Here is an 18,631-nt window from a genome sequence, read left to right as displayed (position 1 = left end):
GCGACAATTACCGAATTGTGAAAAGTGTTTTCAATCCTACGACCAATCGCCGCCTTGCAATGGCTATGATTATTTGATGAAGGTATTTTCATATTGCGATGCGAGAAACTTCGATGTCCTTCTGGGAAAAACTGTTGAATGCTGTTGGCAACGCTGCGGGTAACCTGCTCTCGGCGATCGTCGAGGCGATCCGCACGGTTTTCGAGGGTGATCCCGAGACCCGTCGCAAGGTCGCGTTCTCCGTTGCCATCATCGCGCTTTCCGCCAAGATGGCGAAGGCCGACGGGATCGTCAGCGAGAAGGAAGTCCGGGCTTTCCGCGATATTTTCTTCTTTCCGCAGGACCAGGCGAAGAACGTTGCCCGCCTCTACAATCTCGCGCGCCAGGATGTCGCGGGTTACGAGGCCTATGCTGCGAAGCTTTCTTCACTGTGCGTCAGCTGCGCCTCCAATTGCGCTGTTCTGGAAGACGTGCTCGACGGCCTCTTCCACATCGCCAAGGCGGACGGGGCGGTCCATGAGAAGGAGATGAATTTCCTCCGTCATATCGGCCAGATCTTCGAGATGAGCGAAGAACGTTTCGAGCAGATCGCGGCGCGCCATGTTTCGATCGGCCGGGACCCTTACAAGGTCCTCGGCGTTTCGCCTTCCGACGATTTCCCGACGATCCGCCGCCGCTATCACGGCCTTGTCAGCGAGAACCATCCCGACCGGCTGATTTCGCGCGGCGTGCCCAGGGAGTTCCACGCGATCGCCAACGAGCGGATGGCTGCCCTCAACGATGCCTATGCGACGATCGAGAAGGAACGCCGCGCCGCATGACCTCGTTCGAGGCCGACTATCGCAAGGCTTGCGTGCAGCCGTCGCCGAACCATGGCGAGCGTGCGGACGGGCGCAAACCGGATATGATCATCCTTCATTACACGGGCATGCCGACGCCGGGCTCGGCGCTCGATTGGCTCTGTCGCGAGGAGAGCCAGGTCTCCTGCCACTATTTCGTCCACGAGAACGGCGATGTAGTTCAGCTCGTTGCGGAGGCGCGTCGGGCGTGGCATGCCGGCAAGGGCAGCTGGCACGGCGAGGGGGATATCAATTCCCGATCCATCGGCATCGAAATCGCCAATGCCGGGCATCCGGGCGGCCTGCCGGACTTCCCTAAAGAGCAGATTGCGGCGGTGATTGAATTGTGTCGTGATTGCGGCAAACGTTGGTCGATCGCACCGGAAAGGGTGCTTGCGCACTCGGACGTTGCACCCATTCGCAAGGTCGATCCGGGCGAGAAATTTCCGTGGGCGGAACTGCATCACGCAGGGGTAGGACACTGGGTCGAACCGGCGCCGATCACCGGCGGGCGCTTCTTCCAGCGGGGCGACTGCGGCCAACCGGTCGAAGCCCTGCAGTCGATGCTCTCGCTTTACGGTTATGCCACGGAAATCACAGGTGAATTCTCCGAGAGGACGGCGGGCGACGTGGAGGCCTTCCAGCGTCATTTCCGCCAGGAGCGCGTCGACGGCATTGCCGACTTTTCGACGATCGACACGCTGCACCGGCTGCTCTCTGCGCTGCCGCGTTATTCATGACGTCTGTGTGACGCTCAAGCAACGTTTTTGCGCAAACGACCTTGAATGCTGCACTGCCACATCATTTCCCTATTATCTCCTCATTGCGATGGTCTAACCCCGGTCGCTGAACGGCGCTCGCGGCTGTTTTTGTGTGTAGCTGCGGGAGTCAAAATGAAACGATAAGAATTGCTGCGGAACGTTGCCAGTCCTTGGCACGTGGAACCGGAAGACGGCGAGGCGCGCAGTCCAGTAATTCTTTGGGTCGGAGTAACTAGACTACATGAGATATTTGATTATTGGTGCAGCGGCATGCGCAAGTCTGCTGCTGGCAGGGTACGGCTGCGCTGTTGCTGGCGATGCAGGTAATAAAAACAATGACGGCAACGAGAAAACCCAGACGGTCCTTTTCAAGACCGTCGACCGCCAAAGCGGTTATGCAATGCCCGATTTCACGGCCAATAAGTATTCCGTTCTAATTGCCAAATACGCCGAGCAATATGACGTGCCTGTCGAGCTTGCCCACGCCGTCGTTCGTGTCGAGAGCAATTTCAACCCGAAGGCACGCGGCAGCGCAGGCGAGATCGGCCTCATGCAGATCAAGCCGGCAACGGCGCGCATGATGGGTTATTCGGGAACGAAGAAGGGCCTCTTCGATCCAGAAACGAACATCAAATATGGGATGAAATATCTAGCGGCTGCCCACGAGCTCGGCGGCGGGCAGACCTGCAACACCATCCTCAAATACAATGCCGGCCACGGCGCACGGAAGATGAACCCGATCTCAAAGGCCTATTGCGGCAAAGTGCTGACTCTTATGTCAAGCGCGGCGCAAACCTCGATTTAAGAATATGAATCGCGTCGGCCGCCGTGCTATCTGGACCTCATAGCGAGGTGAGATATGGCGGCTGATTTCAAATATATCGTCGTCGGCCGCGGCATGATGGGCGCGGCGGCGGCGAAGCATCTGGCGAGACAGACGGACGGCGTTGCCGTGATCGGTCCAGACGAACCGGAAAATCGCAAGGCGCATCAGGGTGTTTTCGCCAGCCATTACGACGAGGGCCGCATCACCCGGACCGTCGATCCGGATCGCGACTGGGCGCTGCTCGCCAATCGTTCCATCGCCCGATATGCTGAGATCGAAGCAGAGAGCGGCATCACATTCTACACCGAAGCGGGTTGCGCCTTCGTGGCGCCGGCCCAGAGCGACTATATCGTCAACACGACCAAAGCCGCTGCATCGCTTGGTGTCGAAACGAAGCTGCTCGACGAGGCGAGCCTCAAAGCAGCGTTTCCATTCTTTGCCCTGCCGGACGGCTGCGAGAGCGTATTCCAGGTAAAGGGCGCCGGCCATATCAGTCCGCGCAAACTGGTGAAGGCGCAGTCGATCATTGCGGAAAAGGCGGGTGCAACAGTCGTTCGCGACGCTGTGACGGCGATCCGCGAGGCGGGCGGGGTTGCCGTTGTCGAGACCTCGGGCGGCAAGGTCTACTCGGCGGAAAAAGTGCTGCTTGCGGCAGGCGGTTTTTCCATTGGCGAGAATCTGTTGCCGCAATCGGTTGATATGTCGGTTCATGGGCGCACGGTCGCACTGTTCGAGGTGAACGAGGCGCAGGCCGCAGAGTTTGCCGCCATGCCGTCCTTGATCGTCGAGGCGCCGGAGACCGACATCTATCTGCTGCCTCCGATCCGCTATCCCGACTTGAAATTCTATCTGAAGATCGGCGGCGATCCCGATGACTACCTACTTAAGACCGAGAAGGATTTGCGTGCCTGGTTCCGGACCGACGGCCGGCCGGCGGTGCGCGACCATCTCATGGCGATTGTCCGCCGTCTTGTTCCGGATCTGCGGCCGCTTTCCGTTTCGACGGCGGCCTGCGCCGTCTCGCATACGAAGAGCCGTTATCCGATGATCGGCTATACTTCGTCTCCACTGTTTGCGGTGCTGACCGGCTGCGCCGGCACTTCGGCGAAGAGTTCCGACGAGATTGGCCGTCTTGGGGCTGAGCTGTTGTTTAAGGGTGAAATCGGGGATCAGGGCTACGCTACCGATTTCAAACCTTCTTTCCGGTAATGTCATCCGTATATTTCCAGTGGCAATTGGCGGCACTCTCGGCTATTTGAGCCCTGCCAGTTGGCCGGGCAGCCGCGCTTTACCAATGTCGAAAGGCGGTAAGGTGAGGAAAGTCCGGGCTCCACGGAAATACGGTGCCGGATAACGTCCGGCGAGGGCGACCTCAGGGAAAGTGCCACAGAAAGCAAACCGCCTGCGCTTGCGCAGGTAAGGGTGAAAGGGTGGGGTAAGAGCCCACCGCGTCTCCGGCAACGGCGACGGCACGGTAAACCCCACCGGGAGCAAGACCGAATAGGGATGACGTGGCGGGCGAAAGCCCGCCGGCCGGTTTCCGGGTCAGTCATCCGGGTGGGTTGCGTGAGGCAGCGTGCAAACGCTGTCCCAGAGGAATGGCTGCCACGTTCCGGCTTCGGCCGGAGCCATACAGAACCCGGCTTACAGGCCAACTGGCGATTAACTTCTGTGGCGTCGGATTTCGGGGCGCCGATCCGTAATCCTCTGATTGTTCGCGATTTTTGCGCATGATCGCGCATGTGCCGTCGTGCGGAGTCTTTTTCTCATCGATGCTTTCTGGGACGAGCGGAAATGCCGATCCTAACCCTTTGTTAAACTTAACAGCTTATAAATTTTCGATACTGCGCTCATCGCGAGACGGGCGTTTCCCATTGACGCCCATATGGTCCCATGGTATCCCATAAATGCACTGCACGAGGGCAATCAAACGCCCATCAATCGCAAAGCCAAGGCGTCTTCCTTTCCGGAGGCGCCGGATGGATTTTCGTTCATCCGGCTGGTGAAGCTGTGTCTGAATTTGAGGGTTCCGGGCATCTGAATTCTGCTCGGGCTCTTTCGGGAACGGATGTTTCGTGTCATGAGCCGCTTCCTTTCGAATGCGACCAACCGGATCGATTCCAAGGGCAGGGTTTCCGTGCCCGCGGCCTTTCGCTCCGTTCTGGCGCAGCGCAACGTCCAGGAGCTCTATTGCTTTCAGGACTTTGTGTTTCCGGCGATCAGCGTCGGCGGCCCGGATCTTCTCGAAAGGTTCGAGCGGCAGATCGCTGCGGAGGATCCGTTTTCGCCGGATGCGAACGAGATGTCGCTTCTTATCCATGGGGGCGGGGTCTTCATGAAGCTCGACGCCGAGGGGCGGCTGATGGTCACGGACTTCATCCGCGACTTTACCGGCGTCTCGGACGAGGTGGCCTTCGTCGGTCGGGCGGACCATTTTCAGCTGTGGCAGCCGCAGGCATTCCAGGCGGCCCAGATACAGGCACGAGGGGAGCGCAGGCTGGCGGGCAGGCGCTCCGGATAGAACGAGGGTACGGAATGGCGGCGAATCCTGGCGGAGGTTCAACTGATGCCGGTGGCGGACCGGTTCGCCACATTCCGGTTCTTCTTGCTGAAGTGCTTTCAGCACTTCAGCCGGCTTCCGGCAAAATCATTCTCGATGGAACCTTTGGTGCCGGCGGCTACACATCGGCCATTCTCGATGCCGGCGCCGATGTGATCGCGCTGGATCGGGATCCGACGGCAATTGCGGCCGGCCAGGACATGGTTGCAGCCTATGGCGGCCGCCTGAAGCTCACGCATTCGCAGTTTTCCAGCCTGGCCGATCATGCGCCTGAGAGTGGACTCGACGGCGTCGTGCTCGACATCGGTGTTTCCTCGATGCAGATCGATGAGGCCGAGCGCGGTTTCTCCTTCCAGAAGAGCGGCCCGCTCGACATGCGCATGTCTGCTTCCGGCGTTTCTGCCGCCGACGTCGTCAATCGCGCAAAGGTCGCCGAACTCATCCGCATCTTCCATTTCCTCGGTGAAGAAGATCAGGCGCCGCGTATCGCACATGCCATCGAGAAGCGCCGGGCCGAAAAGCCGTTCGAAACGACGCGCGATCTCGCCGGGCTCATCGAGGTGGTGACGCCGCGCAAGATGAAGGACAAGATTCATCCGGCGACCCGCGTTTTCCAGGCGCTTCGCATCTTCGTCAATGACGAGCTTGGCGAGCTCGGGCAGGCGCTCTTTGCCGCCGAGCGCGTCTTGAAGCCCGGCGGCCGTCTCGTGGTCGTCACCTTCCATTCGCTGGAAGACCGGATCGTCAAGAAATTCTTCTCCGACCGCGCGGGCAAAGCTTCAGGCTCGCGCCATCTGCCGATCGCCCATGAGCGCGCGGCGACCTTCGAACCAATCGGTAAATCCATGATTGCTGCAGGTAAGGCTGAAGCCGAGGCCAATCCGCGGGCGCGTTCGGCCAAGCTGCGGGCCGGCACGCGTACCAATGCGCCGGCCGAAGCTGGGGATATGTCGATCTTCGGATTGCCCAGTCTTGCCAGCCTCGGAAAGCTTGGGGGTTGATATGCTGAGAACGTTCGACTTTGTGCTCATCGGCGTCATGACGGCAGCGGCCACCGTGACCTATACAATCAAGCACCGCGCAGAATTGAAGCTCGAAGAGGTTCATCGCCTCGAAGCCGAGATCAAGCTCGAAAAGGATACGATCGATCTGCTCAAGGCCGACTGGGCGCTGCAATCGCAGCCGAACCGGCTGGAGCGGCTGGTGAACACCTATAATGGCGAACTGAAGTTGCAGCCGACGGACTCCACCGCGCTCGTCCATATGCGCGAATTGCCGATGTTGAAATCGCAGGTTCCGGTTCCGGAAATCACCGAGGCGAAGAACGGCCAGAAGCCTGGTGCACGCGCAGGTACGGCCGTTGCTGCCAAGGCGCAGCCGGTTCCCACTCCGGCACCGCAGGCGGAAGAAGAGGATCTGATGTCAACGGGATCTGTGGAGTAGCCATGTCGTTTCTCTCTCGCATCATGGTCCTAAAAAGCCAGGCGCATTTCTCCTCCGGCGTCTATAACCGCTTCGGTGGCCCGTCGGGCAGCTTGCCGCTTGAAGGCTCGCGCAAGAAGAAGTCCGGTCAGGCCAAAAGCCGCGTCGGCCTGCTGATCCTCGGGTTCACCGCGCTTTACGGCGTCATCGGCGGCCGCCTGGTCGAATATGGGATGAAGGATCCGGAAGTCGTTTCCAGCATCCTGCCACCGGACCGCCTGATGGCGTCGCGGCCCGACATCCTCGATCGCAACGGCGAAGTGCTGGCGACCGACATCCGCACGGTTTCCCTTTTTGCCGAACCGAACAAGATCGTCGATGCCGATGAGGCAATCGAGAAGCTTGCGACTGTCCTGCCCGATCTCGACGTGAAGGGCACTTACAAGAAGCTCTCGGTCAAGAGTTCGCATTTCGCGTGGCTTCGCCGCCAGCTGACCCCGAAGCAGCAGAGCCAGATTCTGGCGCTCGGCATTCCCGGTATCGGTTTCCGTCCGGAAAAGCGTCGCTTCTACCCGGGTGGTCCGACGGCCTCGCATATTCTCGGTTACGTCAACATCGACAACCGCGGCGTCGCGGGCATGGAAAAATACATCGACGACCAGGGCCTTGCCGACCTGGCATCGGTAGGAATGACCAGCGATCAGCCGCTCGAGCCGGTCAAGCTCTCGATCGATCTGCGCGTCCAGAACATCGTGCGCGACGTCGTGATAAACGCGGTCACCAACTACGAAGCCAAGGGCGCGGGCGCGGTCGTCCTTAATATTCATACCGGCGAAGTGCTCGGCATGGCCTCAGCGCCGGACTTCGACCCCAACAATCCGGAAGAGGGCGCCAAGGAAGGCTGGCTGAACCGCATGTCGAACGGCACGTTCGAAATGGGCTCGACTTTCAAGACCTTCAGCACGGCCATGGCGCTCGACAGCGGCAAGGTCAGCATTAACGACAGCTTCGATGCGAGCCGCCCGATCCGCATCGGCGGCTTTACGATCAACGATTTCCACGGTCAGCGCCGCTGGCTGACCGTGCCGGAAATCTTTGAATATTCGTCGAACATCGGCACGGCGAAGATGATCGATATCGTCGGCATGGACCTGCAGAAGGACTATCTGACGCGCTTTGGGCTGCTGACTAAGATGCGGACGGAACTGCCGGAAGTGAAGATGCCGAGCCAGCCGAAGATCTGGAAGAAGATCAACTCGATCACGATCTCTTTCGGCCATGGCGTCTCGACGACACCGCTGCAGACGGCCGTTGCCGGCGCAGCCCTCGTCAACGGCGGCAAGCTCATCGAGCCGACCTTCCTGCCGCGCACCCGTGACCAGGCAGACGAGACGGCCGAGGTCGTCGTCAAGAAGAGCACCAGCGACGAAATCCGCTACCTGTTCAAGCTGAACGGCCTCAAAGGTTCGGGACGCAACGCCGACGTGCCAGGCTTCAACGTTGGCGGCAAGACGGGCACGGCCGACAAGGTCGTCAACGGCCGCTACGCGAATGATTTGAATTTCAACGCTTTCATCGCGGCGTTCCCGATCGATAATCCGCAATATGTCGTGCTGACCTTCTGCGACGAGCCACATAACGGCGAAAAGGGCCAGAACATCGCTGCCTACACGGCTGCGCCAATGGTCAAGAACATCATCCGGCGTGCCGCACCCATCCTCGGTATCGAACCGCAATTTGGCCAAGACGGATCGGCCTTGCTGGTGTCTTATTGAGTGTGAATGAATACCAGCGCCGATTCGCGTGGGGTGGGCGGCGTGAGAGAGAAAAGACATTCGATGAAACTGCGGGACATAGCCGGAAGCGCGTTTCCGGAAATCAAGGAGCAACTCGAAGGGCCGGTAGGCGGGCTGGAGATTTCCGGGCTTTCAGCCGATAGCCGCAAGATCGAAGCCGGAATGGCGTTCATTGCGGTGGCCGGCTCGAAGGCGGACGGCGCGGTCTATATCGCCGATGCCGCCAAACATGGCGCGACCCTTGCCGTGTCGGCTCAAGCCGTCGAGGCTCCCATTCCTGTCCTGGCGGTCAAGGAACCGCGCCGTTTTCTCTCCGTCGCCGCATCGCATTTCTATGGCAGGCAGCCTCAGACGATGGTTGCCGTAACCGGCACGGCGGGCAAAACCTCCGTCGCTTCCTTCACGCGCCAGATCTGGGCCTATGCCGGACATCCGGCGGCCATGATCGGCACGACCGGCGTCGTTTCGCCGATGCGCAACGAATACGGCTCGCTGACGACGCCCGATCCGGTTTCGCTGCACAAGCTGCTGGCCGATCTCGCTGACGAGGGCGTGACGCACGCTTCGATGGAGGCATCGAGCCACGGTCTCGATCAGTGCCGTCTGGATGGCGTGAAGCTTTCGGCTGCCGCCTTCACCAATCTCGGCCGCGATCACATGGATTATCATCCGACCGTCGAAAGCTACATGGCCGCCAAGATGCGGCTTTTCGATACGTTGCTGCCGAAGGGTTCGCCTGCCGTCATCTTCGCCGACGACGCCTGGTCCGAGCAGGCGATCAAAGCGGCGAAGGATGCGGGCCACGATGTCCGCACCGTCGGCCGCAAAGGGGACTATCTGGCGCTGAAGCGGGTCGAGCACTTCCGTCACAAGCAGATCGCCGAAGTTCATTGCGGTGACGAGATTTTCGAGGTCGATATTCCGCTCGCCGGCGATTTTCAGGTCGCCAATGGGCTGGTTGCCGCGGCGCTTGCCATGTCCACCGGCGTTTCAGCCAAGATCGCGATGGCCGCGCTTGAAAAGCTGCAGGGCGCCTCGGGGCGTCTCGAACTCGTCGGCCATACGAAGGATGGCGCGCTTGCTTATGTCGATTACGCCCACAAGCCGGATGCGCTGGAAAATGTACTGAATTCCGTGCGTCCCTTCACGACCGGGCGCGTGATCCTTGTCTTCGGCTGCGGCGGCGACCGCGACCGGGGCAAGCGTCCGATCATGGGTGAGATCGCCTGCCGCCTGGCCGATGTGGTGATCGTCACGGACGACAATCCGCGTTCCGAGGAGCCGGCCTCGATCCGAGCCGAGATCATGGCTGCGGCGCCATGCGCCACCGAGATCGGTGATCGTTCGGAGGCGATCTACGAGGCCGTCGGCATGCTGAAATCCGGCGACACACTCATCGTTGCAGGCAAGGGGCATGAAGAAGGGCAGACCATCGGGAGTGTGACGCTGCCGTTCTCGGACCACGCCGAAGTGCGCGAAGCTTTGGAGGAGCTGAAATCGTGAACTGGCTTTGGACCACCGATGACATGATTGCCGCCATGGCGGGCCGCCCGTTCGGCACGCTTCCTGAAGGCATCACCGGCATTTCCATAGACAGCCGCTCGATCGGTACCGGCGAAGCCTTCTTCGCCATCAAGGGCGACCGGGTCGACGGCCATGACTTCGCCTCGATGGCGATGGCGAACGGTGCTGCACTTCTCGTCGTCAGCGAAGCCCGCCTTCCGGGGCTTGGCCGATTGACTGTTCCGATGATCGTCGTCGACGATGTGCTCGCAGCCCTCGGTCGGCTTGCCGTCGCGTCGCGTCAGCGTTCGCGGGCTCAGATCATTGCGGTGACGGGCTCTGTCGGGAAGACGACGACCAAGGAGATGCTTCGCCACGTGCTTTCGCCGTCCGGAAAGGTGCACGCCTCCGTCGCCTCCTTCAACAACCATTGGGGCGTGCCCTTGACACTGGCACGCATGCCGCTCGACACGCACTTCGGCGTCTTTGAAGTCGGCATGAACCACCCGGGCGAAATCCGGCCGCTGGTGAAGATGATCCGGCCGCATGTCGCCGTCGTCACGACGATCGCTCCCGCGCATCTCGGCAATTTCAAGAGCATCAAGGAAATCGCCGCGGCGAAGGCGGAGGTTTTCGAAGGCTTGGTGCACGGCGGGCATGTCGTGCTCAACCGCGACAGCGACCAATACAATTTCCTCGAACGGACGGCGCAGTCGCTCGGCATCGAGAATATCCATTCCTTCGGCCAGCACGCGAAGGCCGAGTTCCGCCTTGCGGAATTCAACGGTTCGGACGAAAGCTCGGCGCTCTGGCTGACGATCGACGGCGACACGTTCGAAGTGGCGATCGGCGCGCCCGGACGGCATATTGCGGAAAATGCGCTGGCCGCTCTCGGCATCGTCACGCTCGTTAACGCGGACCTCGACAAGGCGATCGCAGCGCTGGCCACCCTGCAGCCCGAAAAGGGCAGGGGCCGCCGCCACAAGTTGTCGATCGGAAACGGCAGCTTCACGCTGATCGACGAAAGCTACAACGCCAACCCCGCCTCGATGCGCGCGGCGATCGCGCTGCTTGCCACAGCCGGTCCGGCAGGCCGCGGGCGCCGCATCGCCGTGCTCGGCGACATGCTGGAAATGGGCGAATACGCACAAAAGGTTCATTCCGACCTTTCCGGGCCGCTGCTTGCGGCCGGCATCGAATATGTCTGGCTTGCGGGCAAGGACATGCTGGCGCTGAAGGAATCGCTTCCCGACAGCGTGCAGATCGAATACCGCGAGAAGACGGAAGAACTGACGGAATATGTATTGAACTCGGTCGCGCCTGGCGACGTGTTGATGGTGAAATCGTCTTTGGGGATAGGCTTCGGCAAGATTGTCGCTGCGATCCTTGACAGGTTTGCGCCATTTGTAGACACGCAACGCGAACTTTGACCGGGTAAACAAGGGGCCCCGAATGCTGATTTGGCTAGTCGAACTGTCGGACCAACTGAAATTTCTGAACTTGTTCAGATACATTACCTTCCGTACAGGCGCCTCTCTCTTCACGTCCGCACTGATCGTCTTCCTCTTCGGGCCGATGATCATCAACTCGCTCCGAATCCGCCAGGGAAAGGGCCAGCCGATCCGCGCCGACGGGCCGCAGACGCATTTCAAGAAGGCCGGCACGCCGACCATGGGCGGGCTGATGATCCTCGCAGGCATCGTCGGCGCCTCGCTTCTGTGGGCCGACCTTTCCAACGTCTATGTTGTCGCGACGCTGCTCGTCACCCTCGGCTTCGGCGCGATCGGCTTTTACGACGACTATCTCAAGGTCACGAAACAGAGCGATAAGGGGTTCTCGGGCAAGGCGCGTCTCGGCATAGAGTTCGTGATTGCCGGCATCGCCGTCTATTTCATGATGCGCACCGCGCTTGCCTCCGGTACCGCAGGCTCGACCTTCGGCTCCTCGGTCGCATTCCCTTTCTTCAAGGATTTCCTGATCAATCTCGGCATCGTGTTCGTGGCCTTCGGTGGCTTCGTCATCGTTTCGGCGGGCAACGCCGTCAACCTGACGGACGGTCTCGATGGTCTAGCGATCGTTCCGGTGATGATTGCCGCCGCCTCCTTCGGCATCATCGCCTATCTTGCCGGTAATGCGGTCTTTGCGAACTACCTGCAGATCAACTTCGTGCCCGGCACGGGCGAACTTGCCGTGGTTCTCGGCGCAGTCATCGGTGCAGGCCTCGGCTTCCTCTGGTTCAATGCGCCGCCCGCCGCAATCTTCATGGGCGATACGGGTTCGCTGGCGCTCGGCGGCACGATCGGCACCGTTGCGGTCGCGACCAAGCACGAGATCGTCATGGCAATCATCGGCGGTCTCTTCGTTGCAGAAACGCTCTCGGTCATCATCCAGGTCGGCTTCTTTAAAATGACCGGGCGCCGCGTCTTCTTGATGGCGCCGATCCATCACCATTTCGAGAAGAAGGGCTGGACCGAAAGCCAAGTGGTGATCCGCTTCTGGATCATCGCCGTCGGCCTTGCGATGCTCGGCCTTTCGACCCTCAAGCTGCGGTGAGGCGGACATGATTCCTGTCACGACGTTTGCAGGAAAGAAGGTCGCCCTATTCGGGCTTGGCGGGTCCGGATTTGCAACGGCCCGCGCGCTCATTCTGGGCGGCGCCCATGTCACGGCCTGGGACGACAATCCGGACAGTGTCACCAAGGCGGCCGCCGAGGGAATCCATACCGCGGACCTGCGAAGCATCGATTGGAGCGTTCAGTCGCTCTTCGTTCTGTCTCCGGGTGTGCCGCTCACGCATCCGAAACCGCATTGGACGGTCGATCTCGCCCGCGCCGCCAGTGTCGATATCGTTGGCGATGTCGAACTCTTCGTGCGCGAGCGCCGGGCGCATGCGCCGGATTGCCCGTTCATCGCCATCACAGGCACGAACGGCAAGTCGACGACGACCGCGCTGATTGCCCATATCCTGAAATCCAGCGGCCGCGACACGCAGCTTGGCGGCAACATCGGAACGGCCGTGCTGACGCTCGATCCGCCGAAGGCAGGACGCTACTATGTCGTCGAGTGCTCCTCCTACCAGATTGATCTGGCGCCGACGCTGAATCCCTCTGCTGGCATCCTGCTCAACCTGACGCCTGATCATCTCGATCGTCACGGCACGATACAGCACTATGCCGGCATCAAGGAGCGCCTGGTTGCCGGCAGCGGCACCGCTATCGTTGGCGTCGATGACAGTCATTGCGAAATGATCGCTGATCGCGTCGAGCGGGCAGGAACGAAGGTCGTCCGCATTTCGCGCCGCCATCCGCTGGCCGATGGAATCTATGCCGAGGGTACGAAGCTCATACAGGCTTCTTCGGCTGCGGCTCTGCCGCTTGCCGATCTCGACGGCATCCAGACGCTACGCGGCGGCCACAATGCGCAGAATGCCGCTGCGGCGGTCGCCGCCTGCCTTGCCGTTGGCGTTTCGGCCGAAGAGATTCGCACCGGGCTTGCCTCCTTCCCCGGCCTCAAACATCGCATGCAGCCGGTCGGGACACGCGGCAACGTCGTCTTCGTCAACGATTCGAAGGCGACTAACGCAGACGCCGCAGCGCCCGCGCTTTCCAGCTACGATCGCATCTACTGGATCGCCGGTGGTCTGCCGAAGGCGGGAGGCATCACGACGCTTGCACCGTTCTTCCCGCGCATCGCCAAGGCTTATCTGATCGGCGAAGCGGCGGCGGAATTTGCCGCGACGCTCGGCGAGGCGGTGCCCTACGAGATTTCGGGGACGCTGGAACGCGCGGTTACCCATGCCGCGGCCGATGCGGAAAAAGATGACACTGGTCCATCCGCGGTGATGTTATCCCCGGCTTGCGCAAGCTTCGACCAGTACAAGAACTTCGAAGTCAGGGGCGATGCATTTGTCAGCCATGTGGCAGCGCTCGACGGAGTGACTATGCTGGTCGGTTCGGCAACAGGAGATAAATGACATGGTGAGCCGTGCGGAACGTGGGCCTTTGGCCGATTGGTTTTGGACCATCGACCGCTTTTTTCTGGCGATGTTCATCTTCCTGATGGGCGTCGGCTTCATGCTCTCCTTTGCGGCCTCGCCCGCGGTTGCCGAGCGCATCGGGCTCGAGCCGTTCCATTTTGTGAAGCGCCACGCGGCTTTCATGATCCCCTCGATCGCCGTCATGATCGGGCTTTCCTTTCTGACGCCGCGGCAGGTGCGACGGACCGCCATCCTACTGCTTGTCATCTCGCTCGCCATGATGGTCCTGGCACTTTTCTTCGGCATCGAGGTCAAAGGCTCCCGACGCTGGGTGACGCTTGCCGGCATCTCGGTCCAGCCGTCGGAATTCATGAAGCCCGCCTTCGTCGTCGTCTGTGCTTGGCTCTTTGCAGAGCATGCGCGTCAGCCGGAAATCCCGGGCAACCTCTTTGCGATCATCCTCTTTGGGATGGTCGCGGCTCTGCTCGTCGCCCAACCTGACCTTGGCCAGACGATCCTGACGACGGCCGTGTGGGGTGGCATGTTCTTCATGGCGGGCATGCCCTGGATATGGATCATCCTGCTCGGCGCCGGCGGTGCTGGCGGGCTGCTCAGCGCCTACTACGTCTTCCCGCACGTGGCGGGGCGAATAGACAAATTCATGACCGGCGAGGGCGACACGTTCCAGATCGACACTGCGCGCGAGGCCATCATCCGCGGCGACTGGTTTGGTAAAGGACCGGGGGAGGGCATCGTCAAGCGCATCATCCCGGACGCGCATACCGACTTCATCTTCTCGGTCGCCGCCGAGGAATTCGGCATCATCTTCTGCATCGCGCTCGTTCTGCTCTTCACGGTCCTTGTTTTGAGGGGGCTATCGCACGCATATAAGGAGAAGAACGACTTCAACCGGTTTGCCGTCGCGGGGCTCGTGCTTCAGATGGGCATCCAGTCGATCATCAATATCGGCGTCAATCTCGAGCTGCTTCCGGCAAAAGGCATGACGCTGCCGCTGATTTCCTACGGCGGTTCGTCCATGGTCGCGATCTGCGTGACCGCCGGTTTTATTCTCGCGCTGACGCGCCATCGCCCGGAAAAACGTGCACAGGAGCGGAGCCTCTTCCGCGTGCCGCACGGAATGCCGGCGGAGTAAAATATGCCCGTGCCGTCTAAATTGTCCCCCACCCTAACCCACTGCCCGCTTGCCGGGAGAGGGGACGTGCCCCATGAGACGGTGAGGGGTACTAAGAAGTTGCGGCATGCGTTCTTCTCCCCGTCAATACGGGGAGAAGGTGCCGCCAGGCGGATGAGGGGCGGCTGCCTGGTTGAAAGGCGAACCTACCGATGAGCAAAGGTATCATCCTGCTCGCCGCCGGGGGCACCGGCGGCCACGTGTTTCCAGCAGAGGCTTTGGCATACGAGCTGAAGGCGCGCGGTTATTCCGTGCATCTCGTGACGGACAGCCGTGCCGAGCGCTTTGCCGGCAAATTCCCCGCGGATGAAATCCACGTCGTGTCGTCGGCGACGATCGGCTCGAAGAACCCGGTCGCAGTCGCGCGTTCGCTGTGGACGCTGTGGACCGGAGTGCGTGCCGCCAAGAAACTGATCCAGCGGCTGAAGCCTGCGGTCGTCGTTGGTTTCGGCGGCTATCCGACCGTGCCGCCGCTGCTTGCCGCCACGCGCCTCGGCGTGCCGTCGATGATCCACGAACAGAACGCCGTGATGGGCCGCGCCAACAAGGCGCTGGCGCAACGCGTGCAGGCGATCGCCGGCGGTTTCCTGCCGGAGAATGGCGGCGCTTATTCCGAGAAGACCGTGACCACCGGCAATCCGGTGCGTCCGGCGATCATCGAAGCGGCGAAGGTGCCATACAAGCCTTCCCATGCCGGAGAGCCCTTCAATCTCGTCGTCTTCGGTGGCAGCCAGGGGGCGCAATATTTCTCCAAGGCGATGCCGACGGCGATCAGCCTGCTTGACGACGAGTTGCGTGCGCGGTTGCGCATTACCCAGCAGGTGCGCCCCGAAGACATGGAAATGGTGAGCGGCTGTGTGGCCAGGCTTGAGATGGGGGCGGATATCGCGCCGTTCTTCACCGATATGGCGGAGCGCCTTGCAAATGCGCATCTGGTGATCTGCCGCTCGGGCGCCTCGACCGTTTCGGAAATTTCGGTCATTGGCCGTCCGGCCGTGCTTGTGCCTTATCCGCATGCACTTGATCACGATCAGGCGGCGAACGCCGCAGCCCTTGCCGCGACCGGTGGCGCGAAGGTCATCGCACAATCGGAGCTCTCGCCGGAGAAGATCACTTCGATCCTGACTCATGTGATGAACGACCCGCAAAAGCTCGCCCGGATGGCGGCAGCCGCAAAGCAGGCCGGGAAACCGGACGCTGCGAACTTGCTTGCCGGCATGGTTGAGGCTATTGGCGCCGGACGTACAATTGCACAGTTCAAGGGGACACAGTCATGAAAATGCCGAAGGCGATCGGCCTCGTCCATTTCATCGGGATCGGCGGGATCGGCATGAGCGGTATCGCCGAGGTGCTGCATAATCTCGGCCACCGCGTGCAGGGATCGGACCAGGCCGACAGCGCCAACGTGCAGCGCCTGCGTGACAAGGGCATCGAAGTCTTCGTCGGCCACAAGGCGGAAAACCTGGGTGATGCTGAAGTTGTGGTCGTCTCGACCGCCATCAAGAAGGACAATCCGGAGCTTATCGCCGCGCGCGAGAAGCTGCTGCCGGTCGTGCGCCGCGCCGAAATGCTCGCCGAACTGATGCGCTTCCGCAATGCAATCGCCATCGGTGGCACGCATGGAAAGACGACGACGACATCGCTCGTCGCCACGCTGCTCGAAGCAGGCGGGCTCGATCCGACCGTCATCAACGGCGGCATCATCAATGCCTACGGCACGAATGCACGCATGGGCGAGGGCGAGTGGATGGTGGTCGAGGCCGACGAGTCGGACGGCACATTTCTGAAGCTGCCCGCTGACGTCGCGGTGGTGACCAACATCGATCCGGAACATCTCGACCACTACGGCAATTTCGACGCCGTGCGCGCCGCCTTCCGGCAGTTCGTCGAGAACGTGCCCTTCTACGGCTTCGGCGTCATGTGCCTCGATCATCCGGAGGTCCAGGCTCTCGTCGGCCGCATCGAAGACCGTAAGGTCATTACCTATGGTGAAAATCCGCAGGCCGACGTGCGCTTCATGAATGTGCGCATCGACGGTGCACGGTCGATCTTCGACGTCGAAATCCGCCGCCGCCGCACGGGACAGGTCATCAGGCTCGACAATCTCGTGATGCCGATGCCCGGCCGACATAACATTTCGAATGCAACGGCAGCGATTGCGGTCGCCAACCGCCTCGGCATTTCGAGCGCCGACATCGCAAAGGGCCTCGCCTCCTTCGGCGGCGTCAAGCGCCGCTTTACGCTGACCGGCGAATGGAACGGCGTGCAGATCTTTGATGACTACGGCCATCATCCGGTCGAGATCAAGGCCGTGCTGAAGGCCGCGCGCGAAGCCTGCAAGGGCCGCGTCATCACCGTTCATCAGCCGCATCGCTACACGCGCCTTTCCAGCCTGTTCGAAGAGTTTGCCGCCTGTTTCAACGATGCCGACAGCATTTTCCTTGCTCCGGTCTATGCCGCGGGCGAAGATCCGATCGAAGGCGTGGATTCCGAGGCACTCGTTTCCCGCATCAAAGCGGGTGGCCATCGCGACGCGCGCTTCCTCGCTCATCAGGAGCTTTTGCCTGAAATGGTCGCGGAGATTGCAAAGCCCGGCGATTTTGTGGTTCTCTTAGGGGCTGGGAATATAACTTACTGGGCAGTCTCGCTGCCCAAGCAACTGGAAGGTCTTTCGGGAAAGTCTGCATGAAACAGGTGAATGGGGAAAAGCTTCTCGAGTCTCTCGGAGAAGGTGTGAAGGATATCCGGGGCCGTATCACGCCGGATGCCCCCATGGACCGTGTCACCTGGTTCCATGCTGGCGGTCTTGCCGAGCTGATGTTCCAGCCGCACGACGAGGCGGACCTTATCGCATTCCTGAAAATCCTGCCGGAAGAGGTGCCGCTGACGGTCGTGGGCGTCGGTTCGAACATTCTCGTGCGCGATGGCGGCATTCCGGGCGTCGTCTTGCGGCTTTCTGCCAAGGGCTTCGGTTCGGTCGAGCTTGCGGGCGACAACCGCATTCTCGCCGGTGCCATCTGCCCGGACAAGCATGTGGCCGCGATGGCGATGGACAACGGCATCGGCGGCCTCCATTTCTTCTATGGCATCCCGGGCAGCATCGGCGGTGCGGCGCGCATGAACGCCGGCGCCAATGGCAGCGAGACCCGCGATCGCTTGGTCGAGGTCAATGCCATCGACCGCAAGGGCAACAAGCTCGTGCTGTCGAATGCAGACATGGGATATTCCTACCGTCATTCCACGGCCTCACCTGATCTCATTTTCACCTCCGTGCTTTTCGAGGGCTATCCGGAGGACCGGGCGAAGATCCGCGCCGACATGGATGCGGTGCGCAATCACCGCGAGACGGTGCAGCCGATCCGCGAGAAGACCGGTGGTTCGACCTTCAAGAATCCCCAAGGTCATTCGGCCTGGAAGCTGATCGACGAAGCGGGCTGCCGGGGTCTCGTCATCGGCGGCGCGCAGATGTCGTCGCTTCATTGCAATTTCATGATCAATATGGGGCAGGCGACGGGCTACGATCTCGAATATCTCGGCGAGCAGGTTCGCCGTGAAGTCTTCGAAAATTCCGGCGTCAAGCTCGAATGGGAAATCAAGCGCCTCGGCGTCTTCATGCCGGGCCGCGAGGTGCGCCCGTTCCAGGGTGTGACCAGCGAATAGCCGTTTTTATCTATCCAGAACGGCCAGTCGATTGCCAGTAATGAAAAAGGCCGCGACGGGAAACCGCCGCGGCCTTTGATTGACCTGGAGGCAGTC

General features: G+C 60.9%; 16 protein-coding genes and 1 other RNA gene. All 17 read left to right on the top strand.

The annotated features are described in order from the left end of the window. The first annotated feature begins 113 nt into the window (after nucleotides 1-113). The 17 genes from QA644_RS11450 to murB all read left to right on the top strand — a co-directional run bounded on the left by QA644_RS11450 (nucleotide 114) and on the right by murB (nucleotide 18,535). Complete coding sequence (locus QA644_RS11450) at nucleotides 114-821, top strand: DnaJ family molecular chaperone (protein WP_039845360.1); 708 nt, start codon at nucleotides 114-116, stop codon at nucleotides 819-821. Continuing rightward, the gene (locus tag QA644_RS11445) at nucleotides 818-1,579 is read left to right on the top strand and encodes an N-acetylmuramoyl-L-alanine amidase (protein WP_194730041.1); all 762 of its coding nucleotides are present in this window, start codon (nucleotides 818-820) and stop codon (nucleotides 1,577-1,579) included. The genes QA644_RS11450 and QA644_RS11445 overlap by 4 nt, the downstream gene beginning before the upstream one ends. Before the next feature lie 262 nt (nucleotides 1,580-1,841). Further along, complete coding sequence (locus tag QA644_RS11440) at nucleotides 1,842-2,405, top strand: transglycosylase SLT domain-containing protein (RefSeq protein WP_283068501.1); 564 nt, start codon at nucleotides 1,842-1,844, stop codon at nucleotides 2,403-2,405. Nucleotides 2,406-2,459: 54 nt separating this feature from the next. After that, the gene (locus QA644_RS11435; protein WP_283068499.1) at nucleotides 2,460-3,635 is read left to right on the top strand and encodes an FAD-dependent oxidoreductase; all 1,176 of its coding nucleotides are present in this window, start codon (nucleotides 2,460-2,462) and stop codon (nucleotides 3,633-3,635) included. A gap of 56 nt (nucleotides 3,636-3,691) precedes the next feature. Then, nucleotides 3,692-4,089: RNase P RNA component class A (rnpB, locus tag QA644_RS11430), an RNA gene on the top strand. A gap of 417 nt (nucleotides 4,090-4,506) precedes the next feature. Then, nucleotides 4,507-4,947, top strand: coding sequence for a division/cell wall cluster transcriptional repressor MraZ (gene mraZ, locus QA644_RS11425; protein WP_283068497.1), 441 nt, complete (start codon nucleotides 4,507-4,509; stop codon nucleotides 4,945-4,947). Nucleotides 4,948-4,961: 14 nt separating this feature from the next. Continuing rightward, entirely contained in the window at nucleotides 4,962-5,987 is a 1,026-nt protein-coding gene (gene rsmH / locus QA644_RS11420) for a 16S rRNA (cytosine(1402)-N(4))-methyltransferase RsmH (protein ID WP_194730038.1), read from the top strand. A gap of 1 nt (nucleotide 5,988) precedes the next feature. Beyond that, nucleotides 5,989-6,429, top strand: a complete 441-nt coding sequence (locus tag QA644_RS11415) for a hypothetical protein (protein WP_283068494.1) — start codon at nucleotides 5,989-5,991, stop codon at nucleotides 6,427-6,429. A gap of 2 nt (nucleotides 6,430-6,431) precedes the next feature. Further along, complete coding sequence (locus QA644_RS11410) at nucleotides 6,432-8,183, top strand: penicillin-binding protein 2 (RefSeq protein WP_283068492.1); 1,752 nt, start codon at nucleotides 6,432-6,434, stop codon at nucleotides 8,181-8,183. Between the two features lie 6 nt (nucleotides 8,184-8,189). Then, complete coding sequence (locus tag QA644_RS11405; RefSeq protein WP_208644996.1) at nucleotides 8,190-9,707, top strand: UDP-N-acetylmuramoyl-L-alanyl-D-glutamate--2,6-diaminopimelate ligase; 1,518 nt, start codon at nucleotides 8,190-8,192, stop codon at nucleotides 9,705-9,707. Beyond that, entirely contained in the window at nucleotides 9,704-11,137 is a 1,434-nt protein-coding gene (locus QA644_RS11400) for a UDP-N-acetylmuramoylalanyl-D-glutamyl-2,6-diaminopimelate--D-alanyl-D-alanine ligase (RefSeq protein ID WP_283068490.1), read from the top strand. The genes QA644_RS11405 and QA644_RS11400 overlap by 4 nt, the downstream gene beginning before the upstream one ends. A gap of 22 nt (nucleotides 11,138-11,159) precedes the next feature. Then, nucleotides 11,160-12,260: a phospho-N-acetylmuramoyl-pentapeptide-transferase gene (gene mraY / locus QA644_RS11395; protein ID WP_022714365.1), complete on the top strand. Its 1,101-nt coding sequence runs from the start codon at nucleotides 11,160-11,162 to the stop codon at nucleotides 12,258-12,260. Nucleotides 12,261-12,267: 7 nt separating this feature from the next. After that, the gene (gene murD / locus QA644_RS11390; protein WP_194730034.1) at nucleotides 12,268-13,680 is read left to right on the top strand and encodes a UDP-N-acetylmuramoyl-L-alanine--D-glutamate ligase; all 1,413 of its coding nucleotides are present in this window, start codon (nucleotides 12,268-12,270) and stop codon (nucleotides 13,678-13,680) included. Between the two features lies 1 nt (nucleotide 13,681). Beyond that, a complete protein-coding gene (ftsW, locus tag QA644_RS11385; RefSeq protein WP_039845350.1) occupies nucleotides 13,682-14,836 on the top strand; it encodes a putative lipid II flippase FtsW in 1,155 nt (384 codons plus the stop codon). A 191-nt stretch (nucleotides 14,837-15,027) separates the two neighbouring features. Continuing rightward, complete coding sequence (gene murG / locus QA644_RS11380) at nucleotides 15,028-16,152, top strand: undecaprenyldiphospho-muramoylpentapeptide beta-N-acetylglucosaminyltransferase (RefSeq protein WP_283068486.1); 1,125 nt, start codon at nucleotides 15,028-15,030, stop codon at nucleotides 16,150-16,152. Beyond that, nucleotides 16,149-17,564, top strand: coding sequence for a UDP-N-acetylmuramate--L-alanine ligase (gene murC, locus QA644_RS11375; protein ID WP_239598188.1), 1,416 nt, complete (start codon nucleotides 16,149-16,151; stop codon nucleotides 17,562-17,564). The genes murG and murC overlap by 4 nt, the downstream gene beginning before the upstream one ends. After that, nucleotides 17,561-18,535, top strand: coding sequence for a UDP-N-acetylmuramate dehydrogenase (gene murB, locus QA644_RS11370; RefSeq protein ID WP_074068926.1), 975 nt, complete (start codon nucleotides 17,561-17,563; stop codon nucleotides 18,533-18,535). The genes murC and murB overlap by 4 nt, the downstream gene beginning before the upstream one ends. The last annotated feature ends 96 nt before the right edge of the window (nucleotides 18,536-18,631 follow it).

Origin of the sequence: Rhizobium sp. CC1099 (assembly GCF_029714385.1) — a bacterium.
In the GTDB taxonomy this organism is placed as follows: Bacteria; Pseudomonadota; Alphaproteobacteria; order Rhizobiales; family Rhizobiaceae; genus Rhizobium.
This window is presented reverse-complemented; position numbering and strand designations above follow the sequence as displayed.

Coding starts and splice junctions, on each gene's coding strand:
- murD (WP_194730034.1), top strand. CDS start 12,268: ATGATTCCTGTCACGACGTTTGCAGGAAAGAAGGTCGCCCTATTCGGG.
- QA644_RS11445 (WP_194730041.1), top strand. CDS start 818: ATGACCTCGTTCGAGGCCGACTATCGCAAGGCTTGCGTGCAGCCGTCG.
- murG (WP_283068486.1), top strand. CDS start 15,028: ATGAGCAAAGGTATCATCCTGCTCGCCGCCGGGGGCACCGGCGGCCAC.
- rsmH (WP_194730038.1), top strand. CDS start 4,962: ATGGCGGCGAATCCTGGCGGAGGTTCAACTGATGCCGGTGGCGGACCG.
- QA644_RS11435 (WP_283068499.1), top strand. CDS start 2,460: ATGGCGGCTGATTTCAAATATATCGTCGTCGGCCGCGGCATGATGGGC.
- QA644_RS11410 (WP_283068492.1), top strand. CDS start 6,432: ATGTCGTTTCTCTCTCGCATCATGGTCCTAAAAAGCCAGGCGCATTTC.
- murB (WP_074068926.1), top strand. CDS start 17,561: ATGAAACAGGTGAATGGGGAAAAGCTTCTCGAGTCTCTCGGAGAAGGT.
- murC (WP_239598188.1), top strand. CDS start 16,149: ATGAAAATGCCGAAGGCGATCGGCCTCGTCCATTTCATCGGGATCGGC.
- QA644_RS11450 (WP_039845360.1), top strand. CDS start 114: ATGTCCTTCTGGGAAAAACTGTTGAATGCTGTTGGCAACGCTGCGGGT.
- ftsW (WP_039845350.1), top strand. CDS start 13,682: ATGGTGAGCCGTGCGGAACGTGGGCCTTTGGCCGATTGGTTTTGGACC.
- QA644_RS11440 (WP_283068501.1), top strand. CDS start 1,842: ATGAGATATTTGATTATTGGTGCAGCGGCATGCGCAAGTCTGCTGCTG.
- QA644_RS11405 (WP_208644996.1), top strand. CDS start 8,190: ATGAATACCAGCGCCGATTCGCGTGGGGTGGGCGGCGTGAGAGAGAAA.
- mraZ (WP_283068497.1), top strand. CDS start 4,507: ATGAGCCGCTTCCTTTCGAATGCGACCAACCGGATCGATTCCAAGGGC.
- QA644_RS11415 (WP_283068494.1), top strand. CDS start 5,989: ATGCTGAGAACGTTCGACTTTGTGCTCATCGGCGTCATGACGGCAGCG.
- mraY (WP_022714365.1), top strand. CDS start 11,160: ATGCTGATTTGGCTAGTCGAACTGTCGGACCAACTGAAATTTCTGAAC.